Genomic DNA, 15,754 nt, shown 5'->3' with positions numbered 1-15,754 from the left:
GGATCGGGCCGTCGTGGGCGAACGCGGGGCTCCTCAGCGTCATCTCTTCCATGCCGCCGTGGTGCCCGGTAAGGGGCCGACAATGCCCCGGTGCGCACCCCGTTCGAAACGGGCCCGCCGCGTTTGAAAGGGGGCTGCGCGGTAACTGCCCCGGTGGGCTCGGACGTGGGGAGGGCAGGCTGGATGACGGCCGTGCACGGCAAGGACGACACCAGCGTCGCCGACGCGCTCGCGCGGCACCGGCGGGGCACCAGGATCGGGAACGTCCTGGCGACGACGGACCACAAGGTCGTCGGCTACCTGTACCTCGGCACCTCGTTCACGCTGTTCCTGCTCGCCGGGCTGATGGCCATGGTCATGCGGGCCGAGCTGCTGGAACCCGGACTCCAGGTCGTGGACAACCAGCAGTACAACCAGATGTTCACCATCCACGGCACGATCATGCTGCTGCTGTTCGCGACCCCGCTGTTCGCGGGGTTCGCCAACGTGATCGTCCCGCTGCAGATCGGCGCGCCGGACGTGGCGTTCCCCCGGCTCAACACGCTCAGCTACTGGCTGTTCCTGTTCGGCGCGCTCATGGTGCTGGGCGGATTCGTCGTGCCGGGCGGCGCGGCGGCCTTCGGCTGGTTCTCCTACTCCCCGCTCGCGTCGGAGACCTACTCGCCCGGCCTGGGCGGCGACCTGTGGGTGATGGGCCTGGTGCTGTCCGGGTTCGGGACGATCTTCACCTCGGTCAACCTGATCACCACGATCATCACGATGCGCGCCCCCGGCATGGTGATGTTCCGGATGCCGATCTTCTGCTGGAACGTCCTGCTGACCAGCCTGATGGTGCTGATGGCCTTCCCGGTGCTGGCCGCCGCGCTGCTGGCCCTGGAGGCCGACCGCAAGCTCGGCGCGCACATCTACGACCCCTCGCACGGCGGCGCGCTGCTCTGGCAGCACCTGTTCTGGTTCTTCGGCCACCCCGAGGTCTACATCATCGCGCTGCCGTTCTTCGGGATCATCACCGAGATCATCCCGGTGTTCTCCCGCAAGCCCATCTTCGGCTACCTCGGCATGGTGGGGGCGACCATCGCGATCACCGGGCTGTCGATGACGGTGTGGGCGCACCACATGTTCGCCACCGGGCGGGTCCTGCTGCCGTTCTTCTCCCTGACCTCCTTCATGATCGCCGTGCCGACCGGCATCAAGTTCTTCAACTGGGTCGGCACGATGTGGAAGGGGCAACTGACGTTCGAGGCCCCGATGCTGTTCGCGCTGGGGTTCCTCGCCACCTTCCTGTTCGGCGGCCTGACCGGGGTGATCCTCGCCTCCCCGCCCATGGACTTCCACCTCACCGACTCCTACTTCGTCGTCGGCCACTTCCACTACGTCGTCTTCGGCACCGTCGTGTTCGCCATGTTCGGCGGCTTCTACTTCTGGTGGCCGAAGATGACCGGCAAGAAGCTGGACGAGGCCTGGGGGCAGGTGCACTTCTGGTCGCTGTTCATCGGATTCCACACGACGTTCCTCGTCCAGCACTGGCTCGGCGCCGAGGGCATGCCCCGCAGGTACGCCGACTACGCCGACGAGTTCACCACGCTGAACCTCGTCTCCTCGATCGGCTCGTTCGTCCTCGGCGCCTCCACGTTCGCGTTCCTCTGGAACATCTGGCGGACGCACAGGCGGGCCCCGCTGGTCGAGAAGGACGACCCCTGGGGCGCCGGCGGGTCGCTGGAATGGGCGACGTCCTGCCCCCCGCCGCGGCACAACTTCGTCTCGATGCCTCAGATCCGCTCCGTGCGTCCCGCGTTCGACCTGAACCACCCGGCCCTGGAGCCACCGCAGGAGGCCGAGCCGTCCCTTCCCCCGCCCAGGGAGGACCGGGGCCGGGACTGACTCACTGGCCGTCCTGCCGACCGTCGCGCTCCAGGTCGCCCTGGCCGCCGCCGTACGACTCGGCCTGGTAGTTCATGTAGAAGCGGTTGACGCGGGTCCGCACCTGGGTGCGGGCGCGGTCGGGCGTCGGCAGCGGAAGTACGTGGTTCGGGTAGGGGGCGACGAGTTCCCCGGGCTGCCGCGTCCGCAGCAGCGCCTCCTGCTCCCGCGACGGCTGCTCGTGCCGCTCGCCGTAACCGCCTTCCGGGCTAAGCGAGATCAGGCCGCTCTCCACGCCCTCCCGGCGTTCCTGCAGGTCCTTGCGCTGCAGGCTGAGGCAGATCCGCCGGGCGACGATGAACGCCGTCACCGGCGCGGCGATGAACCCCACGCGGAAGATCCAGGTCGTCCAGTACAGCGGGATGCCGAAGACGTAGGCGATGATGTCGTTGCCGCCGGCCGCCCACAGGTTGCCGTACCAGGCGACGGCCGCGGCCCCGATCGCGGTCCTGGTCGCGGCGTTCCGCGGACGGTCGAGCAGGTGATGCAGGCGTTCGTCTCCCGTGGCCCAGCGCTCCGCGAACGGGTACATCGCGATGAGCGTGAAGAAGACCCCGGGCAGCACGACGGCGGGCAGCAGCGTGTTCCACGCGATGCTGTGCCCGAAGAGCGTCGTCTCCAGGGGCGGCATGATGCGCAGGGAGCCTTCGAGGAAGCCGACGTACCAGTCGGGCTGGGAGCCGCTCGAGATCTGGTCCGGCTCGTACGGGCCGTAGAGCCAGACGGGGTTGATCTGCAGGAACGCCCCCATCCCGGCCAGGATGCCGAACGCGAACAGGAAGTACGCGGCGCTCTGCGCGGCGAAGTGCGGGAACGTCGGCTCACCGGACACCGACCGCTCCCGGCGGCCCTTCCCCGGCCAGATCGTGTGCGTCTGGTGCCAGAGGATCATCAGGTGCGCCGTGATGAGCGCGATCAGCAGCCCGGGGATGAGCAGGATGTGCACGGTGAACAGCCGCGGGAGGAAGTCCTCGCTGGCGGGGAACTCGCCGCCGAAGACCCACAGGCTCAGATAGGTGCCGACGACGGGGATCGACAGCACGATGCCCTGCATGATCCGCAGGCCCGTGCCGGACAGCAGGTCGTCGGGGAGCGAGTAGCCGGCGAACCCCTCGGCCAGCGCCAGCACGAACAGCGTGACCCCGATCAGCCAGTTGATCTCGCGCGGCTTCCGGAACGCCCCGGTGAAGAAGATGCGCATCAGGTGGACGGTGATCGCGGCGAGGAACACGAGCGCCGCCCAGTGGTGGATCTGCCGCATCAGCAGCCCGCCCCGCACATCGAACGAGATGTGCAGCGTGGACGCGTACGCCTCGCTCATCACGAGGCCGTTCATAGACGTGTACGAGCCGTCGTAGACGACCGGCGCGCCGCTCGGCTTGAAGAACAGCGTCAGGTAGACGCCGGTGATCAGCAGGATGATGAACGCGTAGAGCGCGATCTCGCCCAGCAGGAACGACCAGTGCTTGGGGAACGCCTTGCGGATGTTGCGGTGGAGGAACTCGGTCGAGCCGAGCCTGTCGTTGACACCCCAGGCGACGTTCTCCAGCCCCTCGGCCTTCGACCTGCCCTTCCGACCCGCCATCACGCATCTCCCCTGGCCGAGCTGTGAACCCCGGAGGGCGGGTACCCGGGGCCCGGTGGGACAAACAGCGCTCCTCGGCCCCCATGTCACGCCGCGCGGGGATGTCCGGCCGAGGCGTCGAGGAGCCGGCGCAGGTCACTGACCTCGGCCCGCAGCCGGTCGGCCGACCGGGGATCGTGCTCCAGCCCGCCGAGGCCGTCCTCGATCAGGTCGAGCTCGGTCGCCCGCAGCCGCGCGAGGAGCCGGCGCGGCTCCCCGGCGGGCACCTTCCACTGCTCCTTCCTGCGCCACTTGGGGTAGGCGAGGACATGGCCCTCACCCGGGACGAGGACGCCCCTGATGGTCTCGGCGCGCGTCGTCCGCCGGAAGTGCGACAGGTAGCGGCGCCTGGAGACCCGGTACGTGACGATCGCCGCGAGCAGGATCGGCGCACCCTTCACCGGCAGCAGCAGCACCCCCTGCAAGACGGGCGAGTTGCACCAGGCGTGCAGCGCCGTCGCCAGGACGAACGCCCCCGCGGCCGCTGCCGCGCTCGTCCGCGACACCCGGCCGAGCAGGCACCCGAGGCCAGCGCCGGCGATCGCCGTCATCGCCCAGTGGCTCCACCACGCGCCGCCGATCACCCGGCTGCCGAACGAGAACAGCGCCGCGTTCACGTCCTGCGTCGCGCCCGTCAGCACGATGGTGTTGAGCACGTACAGGAAGTTCTCCGACGCCTGGAAGCCCAGCCCGCACAGCGCGCCGTACCCCCAGCCGTCCAGGGGGCCGCGGATCGCGGACGGCGCCATCAGCGCCAGCGTCGCGACGCCGAGCAGCTTCAGGATCTCCTCGTCGACCGGCGCGGCGATCGACGCGCCCCACGCGGAGTTGAACTCCGGCCCGGCCGTCTTCCCGATGACCGCCTGGAACGCCGCGTTGGTGGGCAGCGCCAGCCCGAACGCCGCCAGCCCGCCCCAGCCCACCGCGATGAGCGCGTACCCCGCCGGGCGCGACCGGACCGGATGCAGCCGCCGCAGCAGCCAGGTTCCCGCCACCGCGGTCGGCGCCAGCAGCACCAGACCGGCGATCGACCCGACCGGGAACGCCCGGACCGCCGCCTCCATCCCCCGCCACGCGATCCAGACGCCGAGCAGGCACACCGCCGCCCACAGCCAGAACGCGGGACGGCGCGTCATGGCCACGGCGATCTGATCCGCACGGTCCGCACCATCGCCTCGATCTGCGCGGCCGCGCTCCGGTAGGCGCGCGGCGGGCCCGCCGCCGTCACCGTGGCCCCGAGCGTGTCCGTGGCGAACACGGCGGCGGTGCCCGCGCGGTCCCGCCCGGTGATCCTCCCGGCCAGCCCCGTCAGGCCGTGCGCCGTCGTGGTCGGCGCGGGCTCGGCGCCCACCCGCGCCTGCCCGCCGACCGAGACGATCCGCCCGAGGCCGTCCCACAGCCTGCCGGCGTCCAGCGGGCCGAGCGGGACGACCACGTTCAGGTTGAACACGACGTCGCCGCTGAACAGTTCGACGCCGCTCGACAGCGAGGTGTCCGCCTCGCTGAGCACCCAGCCCGCGGACGGGACGGCGAACGTCACCGGTCGGACGCCCTCGCGTTCCGTCCCGGCCGACAGCACCGTCCCGGGCGCCAGCGGCCTGCCGCCGCTTCCCAGGGCGGTGTTCAGCAGCGGCAGCCCGGCGCAGAGGACCAGCAGCACGAGCGCCACGACGCCCGTACCCCACCATCTCACCCGCGTCACACAGTCCCCCCGATGACGTGCGCTGCGGAAATGCCCCGTGGCGACCGCCCTAAACAAGATCAGGAACGGGCCCGGGGGAGGTCACCAGTGCGCGGGCCTGCCCAGCGCCCCGGGCGTCCGCGTGGCGGCGTCGCCGCGGGCGGAGTCGAGCTGGGACCGCGTGACGAAGACGCTCCCGGTGAGGTCGGCCCCGCGCAGGTCGGCGTCCCGCAGGTCCGCCCCGATCAGGTCCGCCGCCCGCAGGTCGGCGCCGCGGAGGTCGGCGGCGATCAGGTAAGCGCCGCGCAGATCGGCCCCGCGCAGGTCCGCGCCCTTCAGCTTCGCCCCGATGAGGTCGGCTCCCCGGTGGTTCCTCTTCCGGCCAGGGACGGAGGCCCTGACGAGTTCGCTGACCCGGAGCAGCAGGACGTTCACCTTCTCCCGTACCGCCGGGACGTCCACGTCCGCGAGTTCCGCCGGGCCCGCATCGGTGAGGCGGGCGACGTCGTCCAGGGCCCCGCGGAGGTCTTCGTGGACGGGTTCGGCGGACGGCAGCGCCAGCGCTTGATCAAGGTAATAGAGCAGTTCGTGAAGCTGCCGCATGACGGGGAAGACCCGGAACATCTGGCGCGCGACGTCCGGCCCCCGCCGCCAGTCCCGCCCGCCGAAGGTGCCTTGCGACACCTTCTGCCCGGCCCCGAAACAGTCGAAGACCGTGCAGCCCTGGAAACCCTGTTGGCGGAGATCCGCGTGGATGCCGCACCGGAAGTCGGCCAGGAGATTGCGGCACGGCTCGCCCGCCTCCTTGTCGACCGCGAAATCGGCCGACTTGGCGAACGGCAGCGCGACGCAGCACAACCCGAAGCAGTTCGCGCAGTCGGCCGCGAGGCCGCGCCTCTCCGACAACACTGACCCCCGATATCTGGACTGCACACCATTGTCCCGCCGCCCCGCCCATGCTCGGGACGGCCGTCGGCAATCCTTGGGATAATGTGGCCGTCGCCCATGCAGACACCGCACACCGAGTCCGCCGTCGTCTCCAGGCTGCGCGCCGCCGGCTGCGTCTTCGCCGAGGACGAGGCGAGGCTCATCCTCTCCACGGCCCGCACACCGGACGACGTGTCCGCGATGGTGGAGCGGCGCGCAGCCGGGCTGCCCCTGGAACACGTCCTCGGCTGGGCGGAGTTCTGCGGTCTCCGGATCGCGGTGGACCCCGGTGTCTTCGTCCCCCGCCGCCGGACCGAGTTCCTCGTCCGGGAGGCCGCCGGCCTCACTCCGCCCCGGCCGGTCGTCGTCGACCTCTGTTGCGGTTCCGGCGCGCTGGGGGCCGCGCTGGTCTCCGGCTTGGACGAGTACGCGCTGCACGCCGCCGACGTCGAACCGTCCGCCGTGCGTTGCGCCCGCCGCAATCTCGCGCGGTTCGGCGGCCAGGTGCACGAGGGCGACCTCTTCGAACCGCTGCCGGACGCCCTGCGCGGCCGCGTCGACGTCCTGCTCGCCAACGTGCCCTACGTCCCGGCGGACGATCTGGCGCTGATGCCGCCGGAGGCGCGGGACCACGAGCCGCGCGTCGCGCTGGACGGCGGTGCCGACGGCCTCGCCGTCCTGCGCCGCGTGACCGCCGAGGCGCCGCGCTGGCTGGTGCCGGGCGGCCACCTGCTGTTCGAGACGAGCGAACGGCAGGTTCCGGACGCGGTCGCGGCGGTCGAGCGCGGCGGGCTGGCCGCGGCCGTGTCGACGTCCGAGGATTTCCACGCCACGGTCATCATCGGGGCCAATCCCGTGTAAAACCCCATGTACGGGTATAGGGCGCTTTAGGACGACTCAAAGGAGTGAATCCAATGCGCCGCATCAGCGCAGCGCTCAGCGCCATCATCGGCACGATCGTCAGTATCGTGACCCTGCCGCTCAGGGTCCTGCAGCGTCTGCTGACCCCTTCGCGCGGCCGCTCGACGCGTACGCGCCGCCGGGGCATCTGACCGGACCACCGCCGCACCGGGGCCCGTGAGCCACACGGGCCCCGGTGCGGTCCGCGTAAAAAGCGATTGCACATGCGCGGGCCGTGCCGCACCATATGAGTAACGGAGCGAGCCACGGCACGGAAGGGAGCCGCACGATGACCGGGATTTTCGCCCAGCAGCAGCGCCGCCCCTTCGGCGTCCGGCCCCAGGGCCGATTCGCCGTGCCCGTGGATGCCTCTGGATAGAGCCGAAAGGTTCCAGTGGAGGCCGCCCGGGAGACCATCCCCGGCGGCTTTTTCATGGCCTTCTAGCTCATCTGGAAGAGCGCCCGTGTGAAGAGCGGGAGGCATGAGGTTCGACTCCTCAGAAGGCCACGCAAGCCTCTGTAGCTCAGTGGATCAGAGCGTCGCACTACGAATGCGAAAGTCCCAGGTTCGAGTCCTGGCAGAGGTGCTGCGGAGCCCGCGGGCTCCGCGCTACGCCGCACAAGCCGAAATGGTCAGGCGCCTGGCTTCCACCCAGGAGTCATCGAGTTCGATTCTCGAGTGCGGCTCTGGACTGGACCGGCGGGAGTAACGACCCCCGGCCGGTCCTCCCGTGCCCAGGCGGGCGGACGCCACCTCCCGCCGGAGGGCACCCGTGCTGGATCATCCAAACGGAAGGATGCGCGACTCTGGATCGCGTCATGCAGGTTCGAATCCTGCTCCGGCAGCGAGCCCCGGAGTTCGTCTCCGGGTGATGACCGGTAGCTCAGGTGGCAGAGCGGCTGCCTTACAAGCAGCGGGTCGCAGGTTCGAGCCCTGTCCGGTCAACGATCGGCGGGGTCCGTCATGCCGCCTTCCCGATGAGTCCGGCCAGGGCGGTGGACTCGTCCTCGGCCAGGTCCGTCAACGGCGGGCGGACGGGGCCCGCCGGGCGCCCGACGGCCCTCATGCCCGCCTTCACGATGCTCACGGCGTAACCGGCGCGGCGGTTGCGGATCTCGCAGTACGGCAGGACGAACTCCTCCAGGCGGCGCCGCACCCCGTCCCGGTCGCGGGCGCGGACGGCGTCGTAGAACGCGAGGGCGAAGTCCGGGACGAAGTTGAAGATCGCCGAGGAGTACGTCGTCACGCCCATCTCCAGGTAGGGCTGCGCGAACGTCTCGGCGGTCGGCAGCCCGCCGATGTAGACGAGCCGCTCCCCGAGCCTCGCCCGGATCCGCGTCATCAGCTCCAGGTCCCCGACGCCGTCCTTGAACCCGACGAGGTTGGGGCACGCGTCGGCGATCCGGGCGACGGTCGTGTCCTGGTAGACCGCGTTGGCCCGGCTGTAGATCGTCACGCCGAGGCGGGTCGCGGCGCAGACGGCCCGCACGTGGGCGGCCAGCCCGTCCTGCGACGCCTCGGTCAGGTAGGGCGGGAACAGCAGGACTCCGTCCGCGCCGGCGCGCTCGGCGTCGCGGGCCATCTCGGCGGCCGCCGCCGTCCCGTACCCGGCGGGCGCGATCACCGGGACGCCGTCCGGCGCGTCCCGCACCGCCGCGCGGACGACCCGCCGGACCTCGTCGGCCGTCAGGGAGAAGAACTCGCCCGTCCCGCCCGCCGCGAACAGGCCGGCGAGGCCCTCCCGGCCGAGCCCGGCGATGTTCTCGCGGTAGGCGCCCTCGTCGAAGGACAGGTCCTCGCGGAAGTGGGTGACGGGGAACGACAGGAGGCCGGAGCCGAGCCGGCGGGCGATCTCGTCGGGCGCGGTCTGCTGCATGGCCCGAGGCTAGGATGGCGGATTGATCCAGGTCCAACACGAAAAAGGCATTCACTGATACCCGCAGGGAATCGATGTTCACGCTCAACCAACTCGCGAACTTCGTGGCCGTCGCCGAGGAACTGCACTTCGGCCGGGCCGCGGAGCGGCTGCGGATGACGCAGCCGCCGCTGAGCCGCCAGATCCAGCTGCTGGAGAACGACCTGAAGGTGCGGCTGTTCGACCGGACGAACCGTTCGGTGCGCCTCACCCCCGCCGGGCGCGCGTTCCTGATCGAGGCCCGCCGGCTGCTCCACCAGGCCGACCACGCCGCGATGTCGGTCCGGCAGGTGTCGGCGGGGGAGACCGGGAGCATCGCGGTCGGGTTCACCGCCGCCAGCGCGTACGCCGCGCTCGGGCGCCTGCTGGAGGTCGCGCGGACGGCGCTGCCCGGCGTCGGCATCGTCCTGCGGGAGATGGTCACCAGGGACCAGGTACAGGCCCTGGCGGAAGGCGGCCTGGACCTCGGGCTCGTCCGCCCGCCGGTCACCGACCCGGACCTGGAGGAGCGCGGCGCCGACCGCGAGCCGCTGCTGGCCGCGATCCCCAACGGCCACCCCCTCGCCGACGGGGACGGCCCGGTACGCCTTGGCGACCTCGACGGGCAGCGGTTCATCATGTACTCGCCGGTGGAGGCCCGCTACTTCCACGAGCTGCTGATCAGCCTGTTCCGGCAGGCCGGCGTCACGCCCGTGTACGCGCAGCACCTCAGCCAGGTGCACAGCATCCTGGCGCTGGTCAACTGCGGCTGGGGCCTCGCGCTGGTGCCCGCCGCCGCGGCCCGGCTCCGCTACGCGGGGCTGACGTTCCGGGCCGTCGAACTCGACGATCCGGCCCCCGTCGAACTGAGCCTGACCTGGCGGCGCGGCAACGACAACCCGGCGCTCGCCGAACTCCTGCGGCGGCTGTGACCGGCGTCGAGGCGGTGTGACGCGTATCGCCCGGCCCCGACTTGACCGGGCGGCGCGGCCTCGATTATTTTGGCGTTCAAATATTGGCCGTCAAACTAAACGGCCGCCGACGCGGCCGGGACACCGCGGAGGAACGATGAGCGACTTTCCCACCTACGCGCCATCCGAGGAGCACGAGATGCTCCGGCGCACGGTGCGCGAACTGGCCGACGCCAAGATCGCTCCGTTCGCCGCGGAGGTGGACGAGGAGTCGCGGTTCCCGCAGGAGGCCCTCGACGCGCTCGCGGCCGCCGATCTGCACGCGGTGCACGTCCCCGAATCGTACGGGGGATCGGGCGCGGACGCGCTGGCGACGGTGATCGTGATCGAGGAGGTGGCCCGCGCGTGCGCCTCCTCGTCGCTGATCCCGGCCGTGAACAAGCTGGGCACCGTCCCGGTGCTGCTGTCCGGCTCGGAGGAGCTGAAGAAGAGGTACCTCGCCCCGGTGGCGCGCGGCGAAGGGATGTTCTCCTACGCGCTGTCGGAGGCCGACGCGGGGTCGGACGCGGCGGGCATGAAGACCCGCGCGGTGCGCGACGGCGACACCTGGGTGCTCAACGGCACCAAGATGTGGATCACCAACGCGGGGGTGTCGGAGTACTACACGGTGATGGCGGTCACCGACCCGGCGGCCGGAGCCCGCGGCATCTCGGCGTTCGTGGTGGAGAAGTCCGACCCGGGCGTGTCGTTCGGGCCCAAGGAGCGCAAGCTGGGCATCAAGGGCTCCCCGACCCGGCAGGTGATCCTCGAGGACGTGCGGATCCCGGCCGACCGGATCATCGGCGCCGAGGGAACCGGCTTCAAGACGGCGCTGGCGACGCTGGACCACACCCGGATCACCATCGCCGCACAGGCGCTCGGCATCGCGCAGGGCGCGCTGGACTTCGCGGTCGGCTACGTCAAGGACCGGCGCCAGTTCGGCAAGCCGATCGGCGACTTCCAGGGCGTGCAGTTCATGCTGGCCGACATGGCGATGCGGCTTGAGGGCGCCCGCCAGCTGACCTACCACGCCGCGATCAAGTCCGAGCGGGCGATGCACGGGGAGAAGATCGCGGACCTGACGTTCGTCTCCTCGGCCTGCAAGGCGCTGGCCTCGGACGTCGCGATGGACGTCACCACCGACGCCGTCCAGCTCCTCGGCGGCTACGGCTACACGCGGGAGTTCCCGGTGGAGCGGATGATGCGCGACGCCAAGATCACCCAGATCTACGAGGGCACCAACCAGATCCAGCGCATGGTGATGGCCCGCCAGCTCCTCAGGTAACCGGCAGCCGCAGCTCGAACAGCGCGCCGCCTTCGGGGGCCTCGCCGACCGTGAGGTCCCCGCCGTGCGCCATCGCCAGATCCCTGGCGATGGCCAGGCCGAGCCCCGACCCGCCCTCGTCCCGGCTGCGGGCGTCGTCCAGCCGCACGAACCTCTCGAAGATCCGCTCGCGGTCGGGGGCCGGCACGCCCGGCCCGTCGTCGGCGACCCTGATCACCGCCGCGCCCGCCTCCTCGGCCAGCGACAGCCGGACGACCTCGTCCGCATGGCGTCCGGCGTTGTCGAGCAGGTTGCCGACGAGCCGTGACAGCTGCCGCGGCACGCCCGTGACCTGCGGCTCCGCCTCGATCGACAGCCGGGCGGGGACCCGGTCGCCCGCCGCCCGGTGTTCCACCTCGTCCCGCAGGAGGCCGGCGAGCGCCACGGTCTGCCGCGGTGCCCGGTCCCCGGCGTCGAGACGGGCCAGGAGCAGCAGGTCGGCGGCCAGGTGCTGGAGCCGCACGGTGTCCTCGATGAGACCGTCCACGTCCAGCAGCGCCGGATGCGCCGCCGCGACCTCCAGCTGCGTGCGCAGCGACGCGATCGGGCTGCGCAGCTCGTGCGACGCGTCCGCGACGAACCCGCGCTGCTGCGCCGTCGATTCCTGCAGCCGGGCCAGGGTCTCGTTCGTCGTGGCCGCCAGCCTCGCGATCTCGTCCCTCGATCGGGGGACGGGGACTCGCCGGCCGAGATCGCCGGCCGCGGTGATCTCGGCCAGTTCCGCCCGGACGGCCTCGACCGGACGCAGCGCACGCCGCGTGACCCGCCACGTCACGCCCGCCACCACGGCGAGCACCAGCGGAAAGCCCGCGAGCATCGCCCGGGTGGCGGTGCCGACCGCGTCCCGGGCCGCGGCCAGGTCAGCACCCGCGTACACGGTGACCGTCTCGTCCCGCGGGGTGGTCACGTCGACGGCCGCGAACCGGTACTCGGCGGTCTGGCCGTCCACGGTCGCGCCGCCGGTGGAGAAGCCGGGGTCCCTGTCCGCCACCTCGCCACGCTCGGGATCGTCGTCGTCATCGTCATCATCGTCGTCGTCACCGGCCGGCGGAGCCGGCGCGGGCCGCACGCCGGGGGAGCCGGTTCCCTCGATCGCCTCCAGGTCCTCGCTGGCCGCCAGGATCCGTCCGTCCTCGGCGACCACCTGCACCGGGTGGTCCTCGCCGTCCGGCAGGTCGAGGCCCCCGTAGCGGGCCCCCGCCGCGATCTGCGACGCGATGTCCCGCGCGGTCACCTCCGCCTTCAGGTCCGCCTGGTCGCCGAGGCTCGAACGCAGCAGCAGCACGACGGCGAGCCCGGCCACGATCAGCGCGCCGGCCACCACGGCGGTGGCTCCCAGCGTCGTCTGCGCCCGTACCGACGACAGGGGCCTGCCCACGTCAGGCGCCCCCGTCCCTGGCCAGCCGGTACCCAGCACCGCGCACCGTCGTGATGGACCTGCGCCCGAACGGGACGTCGAGCTTGCGGCGCAGTGCGCTCACGTACACCTCGACGATGTTGGGGTCGCCCTCGTAGGCCAGGTCCCAGACGGCCTGCATGATCTGCGACTTCGACACGACCTGGCCCGCGTTCGCCGCCAGATGCTCCAGCACGGCGAACTCCTTGGCCGTCAGCTCCACCTCCACGTCCCCCCGGAACACCCGCCGCGCCGACGGATCCACGGTGAGGTCGCCCAGTTCGATGTTCGGCGCCGCGCCGCGCGTCCGGCGGCGCAGCAGCGCGCGGACGCGGGCGACCAGCACCACGTAGGAGAAGGGCTTGGTGAGATAGTCGTCGGCCCCCGTGTCGAGGCCCTCGGCCTCGTCGTACTCGCCGTCCTTGGCGGTCAGCATCAGGATCGGCGTCTCGTCGCCCGCCGCGCGCAGCGACGCGCACACCCGGTAGCCGTTCATGCCGGGCAGCATGATGTCCAGGATGATCAGGTCGAACTCCCCGCCGAGTGCCCGGTCGAGACCCTCGCCGCCGTCATGGACGGTCTCGACCACGAACCCCTCGGCCGTCAGTCCCTGTGCGAGAGACCTGGCCAGGCGTTTCTCGTCCTCCACGAGCAGCAGGCGCATCTCCACAGAGTGCCAAACCCAAGCTGAAGGCGGCTTCAGGTTGCTTCAGGTTCGGTACAGGAACCATCACCATCGTGGAGATCGCACGGGGAGGCCGGATCACCGGCCCGGATGCGACACCACGGAGGTGGGGGTTCGATGAGCAACAACGTACGGGGGATCTTCTCGGGTCGGGGACTGCTGGTCACGGTGGTCACCACCGGCGTCCTCGTCGGCGGCGGAGCCGCCGCGGTCGCCGCCGCGGGCGGCGGCGAGCCGCGCGGGCAGAACGCCGCCACCACCGGCGCCGCATCGGCGGCGACCCCGTCCCCGTCCGACGACCGGCCCGCCACCCGGCCGTCCGCCAAGCAGGTCACGGCGGTGCAGGCGGCCGCCGCGGCGCTGCAGAAGGTCCCCGGCAAGGTCGACGGGATCGAACTCGACGACTCCCGCTGGGAGATCGACATCCTGGCCGAGAACGGCGAATGGCGCGAAGTGACCGTCAGCGCCGAGAACGGCGAGGTCCTGTCCAACCGCGCGGACGACGACGATGACGACGACCGGGACGACGCCGCCGCGCTGCGGAAGGCGAAGGTCACGGCGTCGGCCGCCGCCGAGGCCGCGCTGAAGACCGCGCCCGGCACCGTGACGTCCGTCGACTTCGACGATGACGACGGCAAGGCCGGCTGGGAGGTCGAGATCACCGGCCAGGACGGCGACGAGCGCGAGTTCGACGTGAACGCCGCGACCGGCAAGGTCCAGGCGGACGACGATGGCGACGACGGGGACGACCGCGACGACAGGGACGACCGCGACGACAGGGACGGCGATGACGACCGCGGCGACGACTGACGGCCGCCGGGGCGCAGCGCGAACGTCCCTCTGACGGACGGCGCAGCCCGAGCACGCGTCCTTGACATGCAGCCATCCGGGTGCCTATATTTTAGGCAGCCGGATGGCTGCATATTTGGACGGTACATGGACGAGGTCTTCAAAGCGCTGGCCGACACGAGCCGGCGCCGGCTGCTGGACAGCCTGAACGCGCGCAACGGGCAGACGCTCCGGGAACTGTGCGCCGGGCTCGACATGACCCGGCAGTCGGTCAGCAAGCACCTGGCCGTGCTGGAGGCCGCGACCCTGGTGACGACGGCCCGCCGCGGCCGCGAGAAGCTCCACTACCTCAACGCCGCCCCGATCAACGCCATCGCCGACCGCTGGATGAGCCGGTACGACCGTGCGCGGGCACGCGCACTCGCCGACCTGAAGGCCGTATTGGAGGAGACCCCGATGGCCATGAGCGAGTTCGTCTACACGACCTACATCAGGACCACGCCGGAACGACTCTGGGAGGCCCTGACAGACCCGGCCTTCACCCGCCACTACTGGGGTGTCGCCTTCGAAACGGACTGGAAGCCCGGCTCCACCATCACCTGGCGCGACGAGGGCGCGACGATGTCCGATCCCGAGCAGGTCGTTCTGGAAGCCGACCCGCCGCGCCGCCTCTCCTACACCTGGCACACGTTCACGCCGGAGTGGGCCGCCTCGGTCGGCGTCGATGAGGAGACGCGCGCCAGGCTCCTCACCGAACCCCGCTCAAAGGTGACCTACGAGATCGAACCGGCCGGCGAGACCGTCAAACTGACCGTCGTCCACGAGGCGGGCGAGGCCCTCCTGGACATGTCCCGCCACGGCTGGCCCTCCATCGTGTCCGGCCTGAAGACCCTCCTGGAGACCGGCACCCCGCTCCCAGCCCCTGCCGAGTGAAGGCGCGGGGTTCACGCCTGTGGGCGCGGGGCTGGGCGGTTCACAGGAGCATGTCGCTGCCGCCGGATTCTTCCTCGCCGTCCGTGGTGTGCTCCAGTTCGGCGTACTCGTCTTCGGGCCAGAGAGCGTCGGCGAGGAAGGCCAGGTACTCCTCGTCCCCGGGGTCGAGTTCGGCGGTCATCGACTCAGGGTGGACGTCGTCCTGCGGTGGTGGGCCGGGGGGCGGGTCGTGGTCGGGCGCCGACGGCATGGGACGGAGCAGGTTCGGCAGGCAGAGGCCGAACAGGGCGACCAGAGACACGAGGACCAGCACCGTGATCACACCACACCGTCCTTTCGCGGTCGAGTTCCACATGATTCTTGCGTAAGTAGCAAAACAGTTGAACGTTAGCGGGCCGGCCCCGCGGATGGGAGGCCGACATGCTGACCGCCGGTGCAATGGTCCCGTGGAGTCGCGTTCGGACGCGCGTGCACGTGAGCCAGTCAAGATCGCCTGGGGCCTTTCGCCCTACGCCCACTCCAAGGCTGACGTGAACCTGGCGCTGGCGTGTCACGACACGCGGGGCGGCGGGCCATGCGGACCCGGCTTTGGCGTGGGGGACGGGCTCCGCGGTGGAGAGGGGATCCCGGTCGCGAGGCCGTCCATGTCGCGGGGCGCCGGCCGCGGTGCGGCGCCGGCGCGCGGCGTACGGGGCTCGGGGGCGACCGGGTCGGGGCGGACGAACCGCCG

The 15,754-nt window shown here is 71.2% G+C and carries 15 protein-coding genes and 5 tRNA genes; 12 read left to right on the top strand and 8 right to left on the bottom strand.

Going from position 1 to position 15,754, the window contains the following annotated elements; all coding sequences use genetic code 11:
* Positions 1–183 precede the first annotated feature (183 nt).
* The gene (gene ctaD / locus E1285_RS07920; RefSeq protein ID WP_132149628.1) at positions 184–1,881 is read left to right on the top strand and encodes a cytochrome c oxidase subunit I; all 1,698 of its coding nucleotides are present in this window, start codon (positions 184–186) and stop codon (positions 1,879–1,881) included.
* Between the two features lies 1 nt (position 1,882).
* On the opposite strand, the gene E1285_RS07915 is transcribed toward ctaD, so the two are convergent.
* The 4 genes from E1285_RS07915 to E1285_RS07900 all read right to left on the bottom strand — a co-directional run bounded on the left by E1285_RS07915 (position 1,883) and on the right by E1285_RS07900 (position 6,131).
* Positions 1,883–3,505: a ubiquinol-cytochrome c reductase cytochrome b subunit gene (locus E1285_RS07915; protein WP_132149626.1), complete on the bottom strand. Its 1,623-nt coding sequence runs from the start codon at positions 3,503–3,505 to the stop codon at positions 1,883–1,885.
* Positions 3,506–3,591: 86 nt separating this feature from the next.
* Complete coding sequence (locus E1285_RS07910; RefSeq protein WP_132149624.1) at positions 3,592–4,680, bottom strand: PrsW family intramembrane metalloprotease; 1,089 nt, start codon at positions 4,678–4,680, stop codon at positions 3,592–3,594.
* The gene (locus E1285_RS07905) at positions 4,677–5,246 is read right to left on the bottom strand and encodes a hypothetical protein (RefSeq protein ID WP_132149622.1); all 570 of its coding nucleotides are present in this window, start codon (positions 5,244–5,246) and stop codon (positions 4,677–4,679) included. Before E1285_RS07905 ends, E1285_RS07910 begins: the two co-directional genes overlap by 4 nt.
* A gap of 81 nt (positions 5,247–5,327) precedes the next feature.
* A complete protein-coding gene (locus tag E1285_RS07900) occupies positions 5,328–6,131 on the bottom strand; it encodes a pentapeptide repeat-containing protein (RefSeq protein ID WP_207946470.1) in 804 nt (267 codons plus the stop codon).
* Between the two features lie 99 nt (positions 6,132–6,230).
* Here E1285_RS07900 and E1285_RS07895 point away from each other — a divergent pair, with 99 nt between their 5' ends.
* The 7 genes from E1285_RS07895 to E1285_RS07880 all read left to right on the top strand — a co-directional run bounded on the left by E1285_RS07895 (position 6,231) and on the right by E1285_RS07880 (position 7,998).
* Positions 6,231–7,013 carry a putative protein N(5)-glutamine methyltransferase gene (locus E1285_RS07895; protein WP_132149618.1) on the top strand — a complete coding sequence of 261 codons (783 nt, stop codon included), beginning with the start codon at positions 6,231–6,233 and terminating at the stop codon, positions 7,011–7,013.
* A 53-nt stretch (positions 7,014–7,066) separates the two neighbouring features.
* Positions 7,067–7,204 (top strand): LPFR motif small protein, encoded by a 138-nt coding sequence (locus E1285_RS45405; protein ID WP_165966503.1) that lies wholly within the window; start codon positions 7,067–7,069, stop codon positions 7,202–7,204.
* A gap of 283 nt (positions 7,205–7,487) precedes the next feature.
* Positions 7,488–7,560: transfer RNA gene (locus E1285_RS07890), tRNA-Phe, on the top strand.
* A 5-nt stretch (positions 7,561–7,565) separates the two neighbouring features.
* Positions 7,566–7,639 (top strand) — tRNA-Arg (locus E1285_RS07885).
* Between the two features lie 27 nt (positions 7,640–7,666).
* A tRNA-Gly gene (locus tag E1285_RS45400) sits at positions 7,667–7,739 on the top strand.
* 87 nt (positions 7,740–7,826) lie between these two features.
* Positions 7,827–7,898 (top strand) — tRNA-Gln (locus E1285_RS45395).
* 27 nt (positions 7,899–7,925) lie between these two features.
* A tRNA-Val gene (locus E1285_RS07880) sits at positions 7,926–7,998 on the top strand.
* Between the two features lie 16 nt (positions 7,999–8,014).
* Here the strand turns inward: E1285_RS07880 and kdgD are convergent.
* Entirely contained in the window at positions 8,015–8,929 is a 915-nt protein-coding gene (gene kdgD, locus E1285_RS07875) for a 5-dehydro-4-deoxyglucarate dehydratase (RefSeq protein WP_132149616.1), read from the bottom strand.
* 74 nt (positions 8,930–9,003) lie between these two features.
* On the opposite strand from kdgD, the gene E1285_RS07870 reads away from it, so the two are divergent.
* Positions 9,004–9,879 (top strand): LysR substrate-binding domain-containing protein, encoded by an 876-nt coding sequence (locus E1285_RS07870; protein WP_132149614.1) that lies wholly within the window; start codon positions 9,004–9,006, stop codon positions 9,877–9,879.
* A 136-nt stretch (positions 9,880–10,015) separates the two neighbouring features.
* Complete coding sequence (locus E1285_RS07865; protein ID WP_132149612.1) at positions 10,016–11,182, top strand: acyl-CoA dehydrogenase family protein; 1,167 nt, start codon at positions 10,016–10,018, stop codon at positions 11,180–11,182.
* Here E1285_RS07865 and E1285_RS07860 read toward each other — a convergent pair.
* Positions 11,175–12,599, bottom strand: a complete 1,425-nt coding sequence (locus E1285_RS07860; RefSeq protein ID WP_207946469.1) for a HAMP domain-containing sensor histidine kinase — start codon at positions 12,597–12,599, stop codon at positions 11,175–11,177. The genes E1285_RS07865 and E1285_RS07860 overlap by 8 nt on opposite strands.
* Position 12,600: 1 nt before the next feature.
* Positions 12,601–13,281, bottom strand: coding sequence for a response regulator transcription factor (locus E1285_RS07855; protein ID WP_132149610.1), 681 nt, complete (start codon positions 13,279–13,281; stop codon positions 12,601–12,603).
* A 138-nt stretch (positions 13,282–13,419) separates the two neighbouring features.
* Here E1285_RS07855 and E1285_RS07850 point away from each other — a divergent pair, with 138 nt between their 5' ends.
* Positions 13,420–14,112 carry a PepSY domain-containing protein gene (locus E1285_RS07850; RefSeq protein ID WP_132149608.1) on the top strand — a complete coding sequence of 231 codons (693 nt, stop codon included), beginning with the start codon at positions 13,420–13,422 and terminating at the stop codon, positions 14,110–14,112.
* Between the two features lie 126 nt (positions 14,113–14,238).
* On the top strand, positions 14,239–15,024 hold the full coding sequence (locus E1285_RS07845) for a metalloregulator ArsR/SmtB family transcription factor (protein ID WP_132149606.1): 786 nt from the start codon (positions 14,239–14,241) through the stop codon (positions 15,022–15,024).
* Between the two features lie 40 nt (positions 15,025–15,064).
* On the opposite strand, the gene E1285_RS07840 is transcribed toward E1285_RS07845, so the two are convergent.
* On the bottom strand, positions 15,065–15,346 hold the full coding sequence (locus E1285_RS07840; RefSeq protein WP_132149604.1) for a hypothetical protein: 282 nt from the start codon (positions 15,344–15,346) through the stop codon (positions 15,065–15,067).
* Between the last annotated feature and the right edge of the window lie 408 nt (positions 15,347–15,754).

This window comes from Actinomadura sp. 7K507 (genome assembly GCF_004348425.1).
Classification (GTDB): domain Bacteria; phylum Actinomycetota; class Actinomycetes; order Streptosporangiales; family Streptosporangiaceae; genus Spirillospora.
The sequence above is the reverse complement of the archived record's forward strand: the minus strand, read 5'-3'. Positions and strand labels throughout refer to the sequence as shown.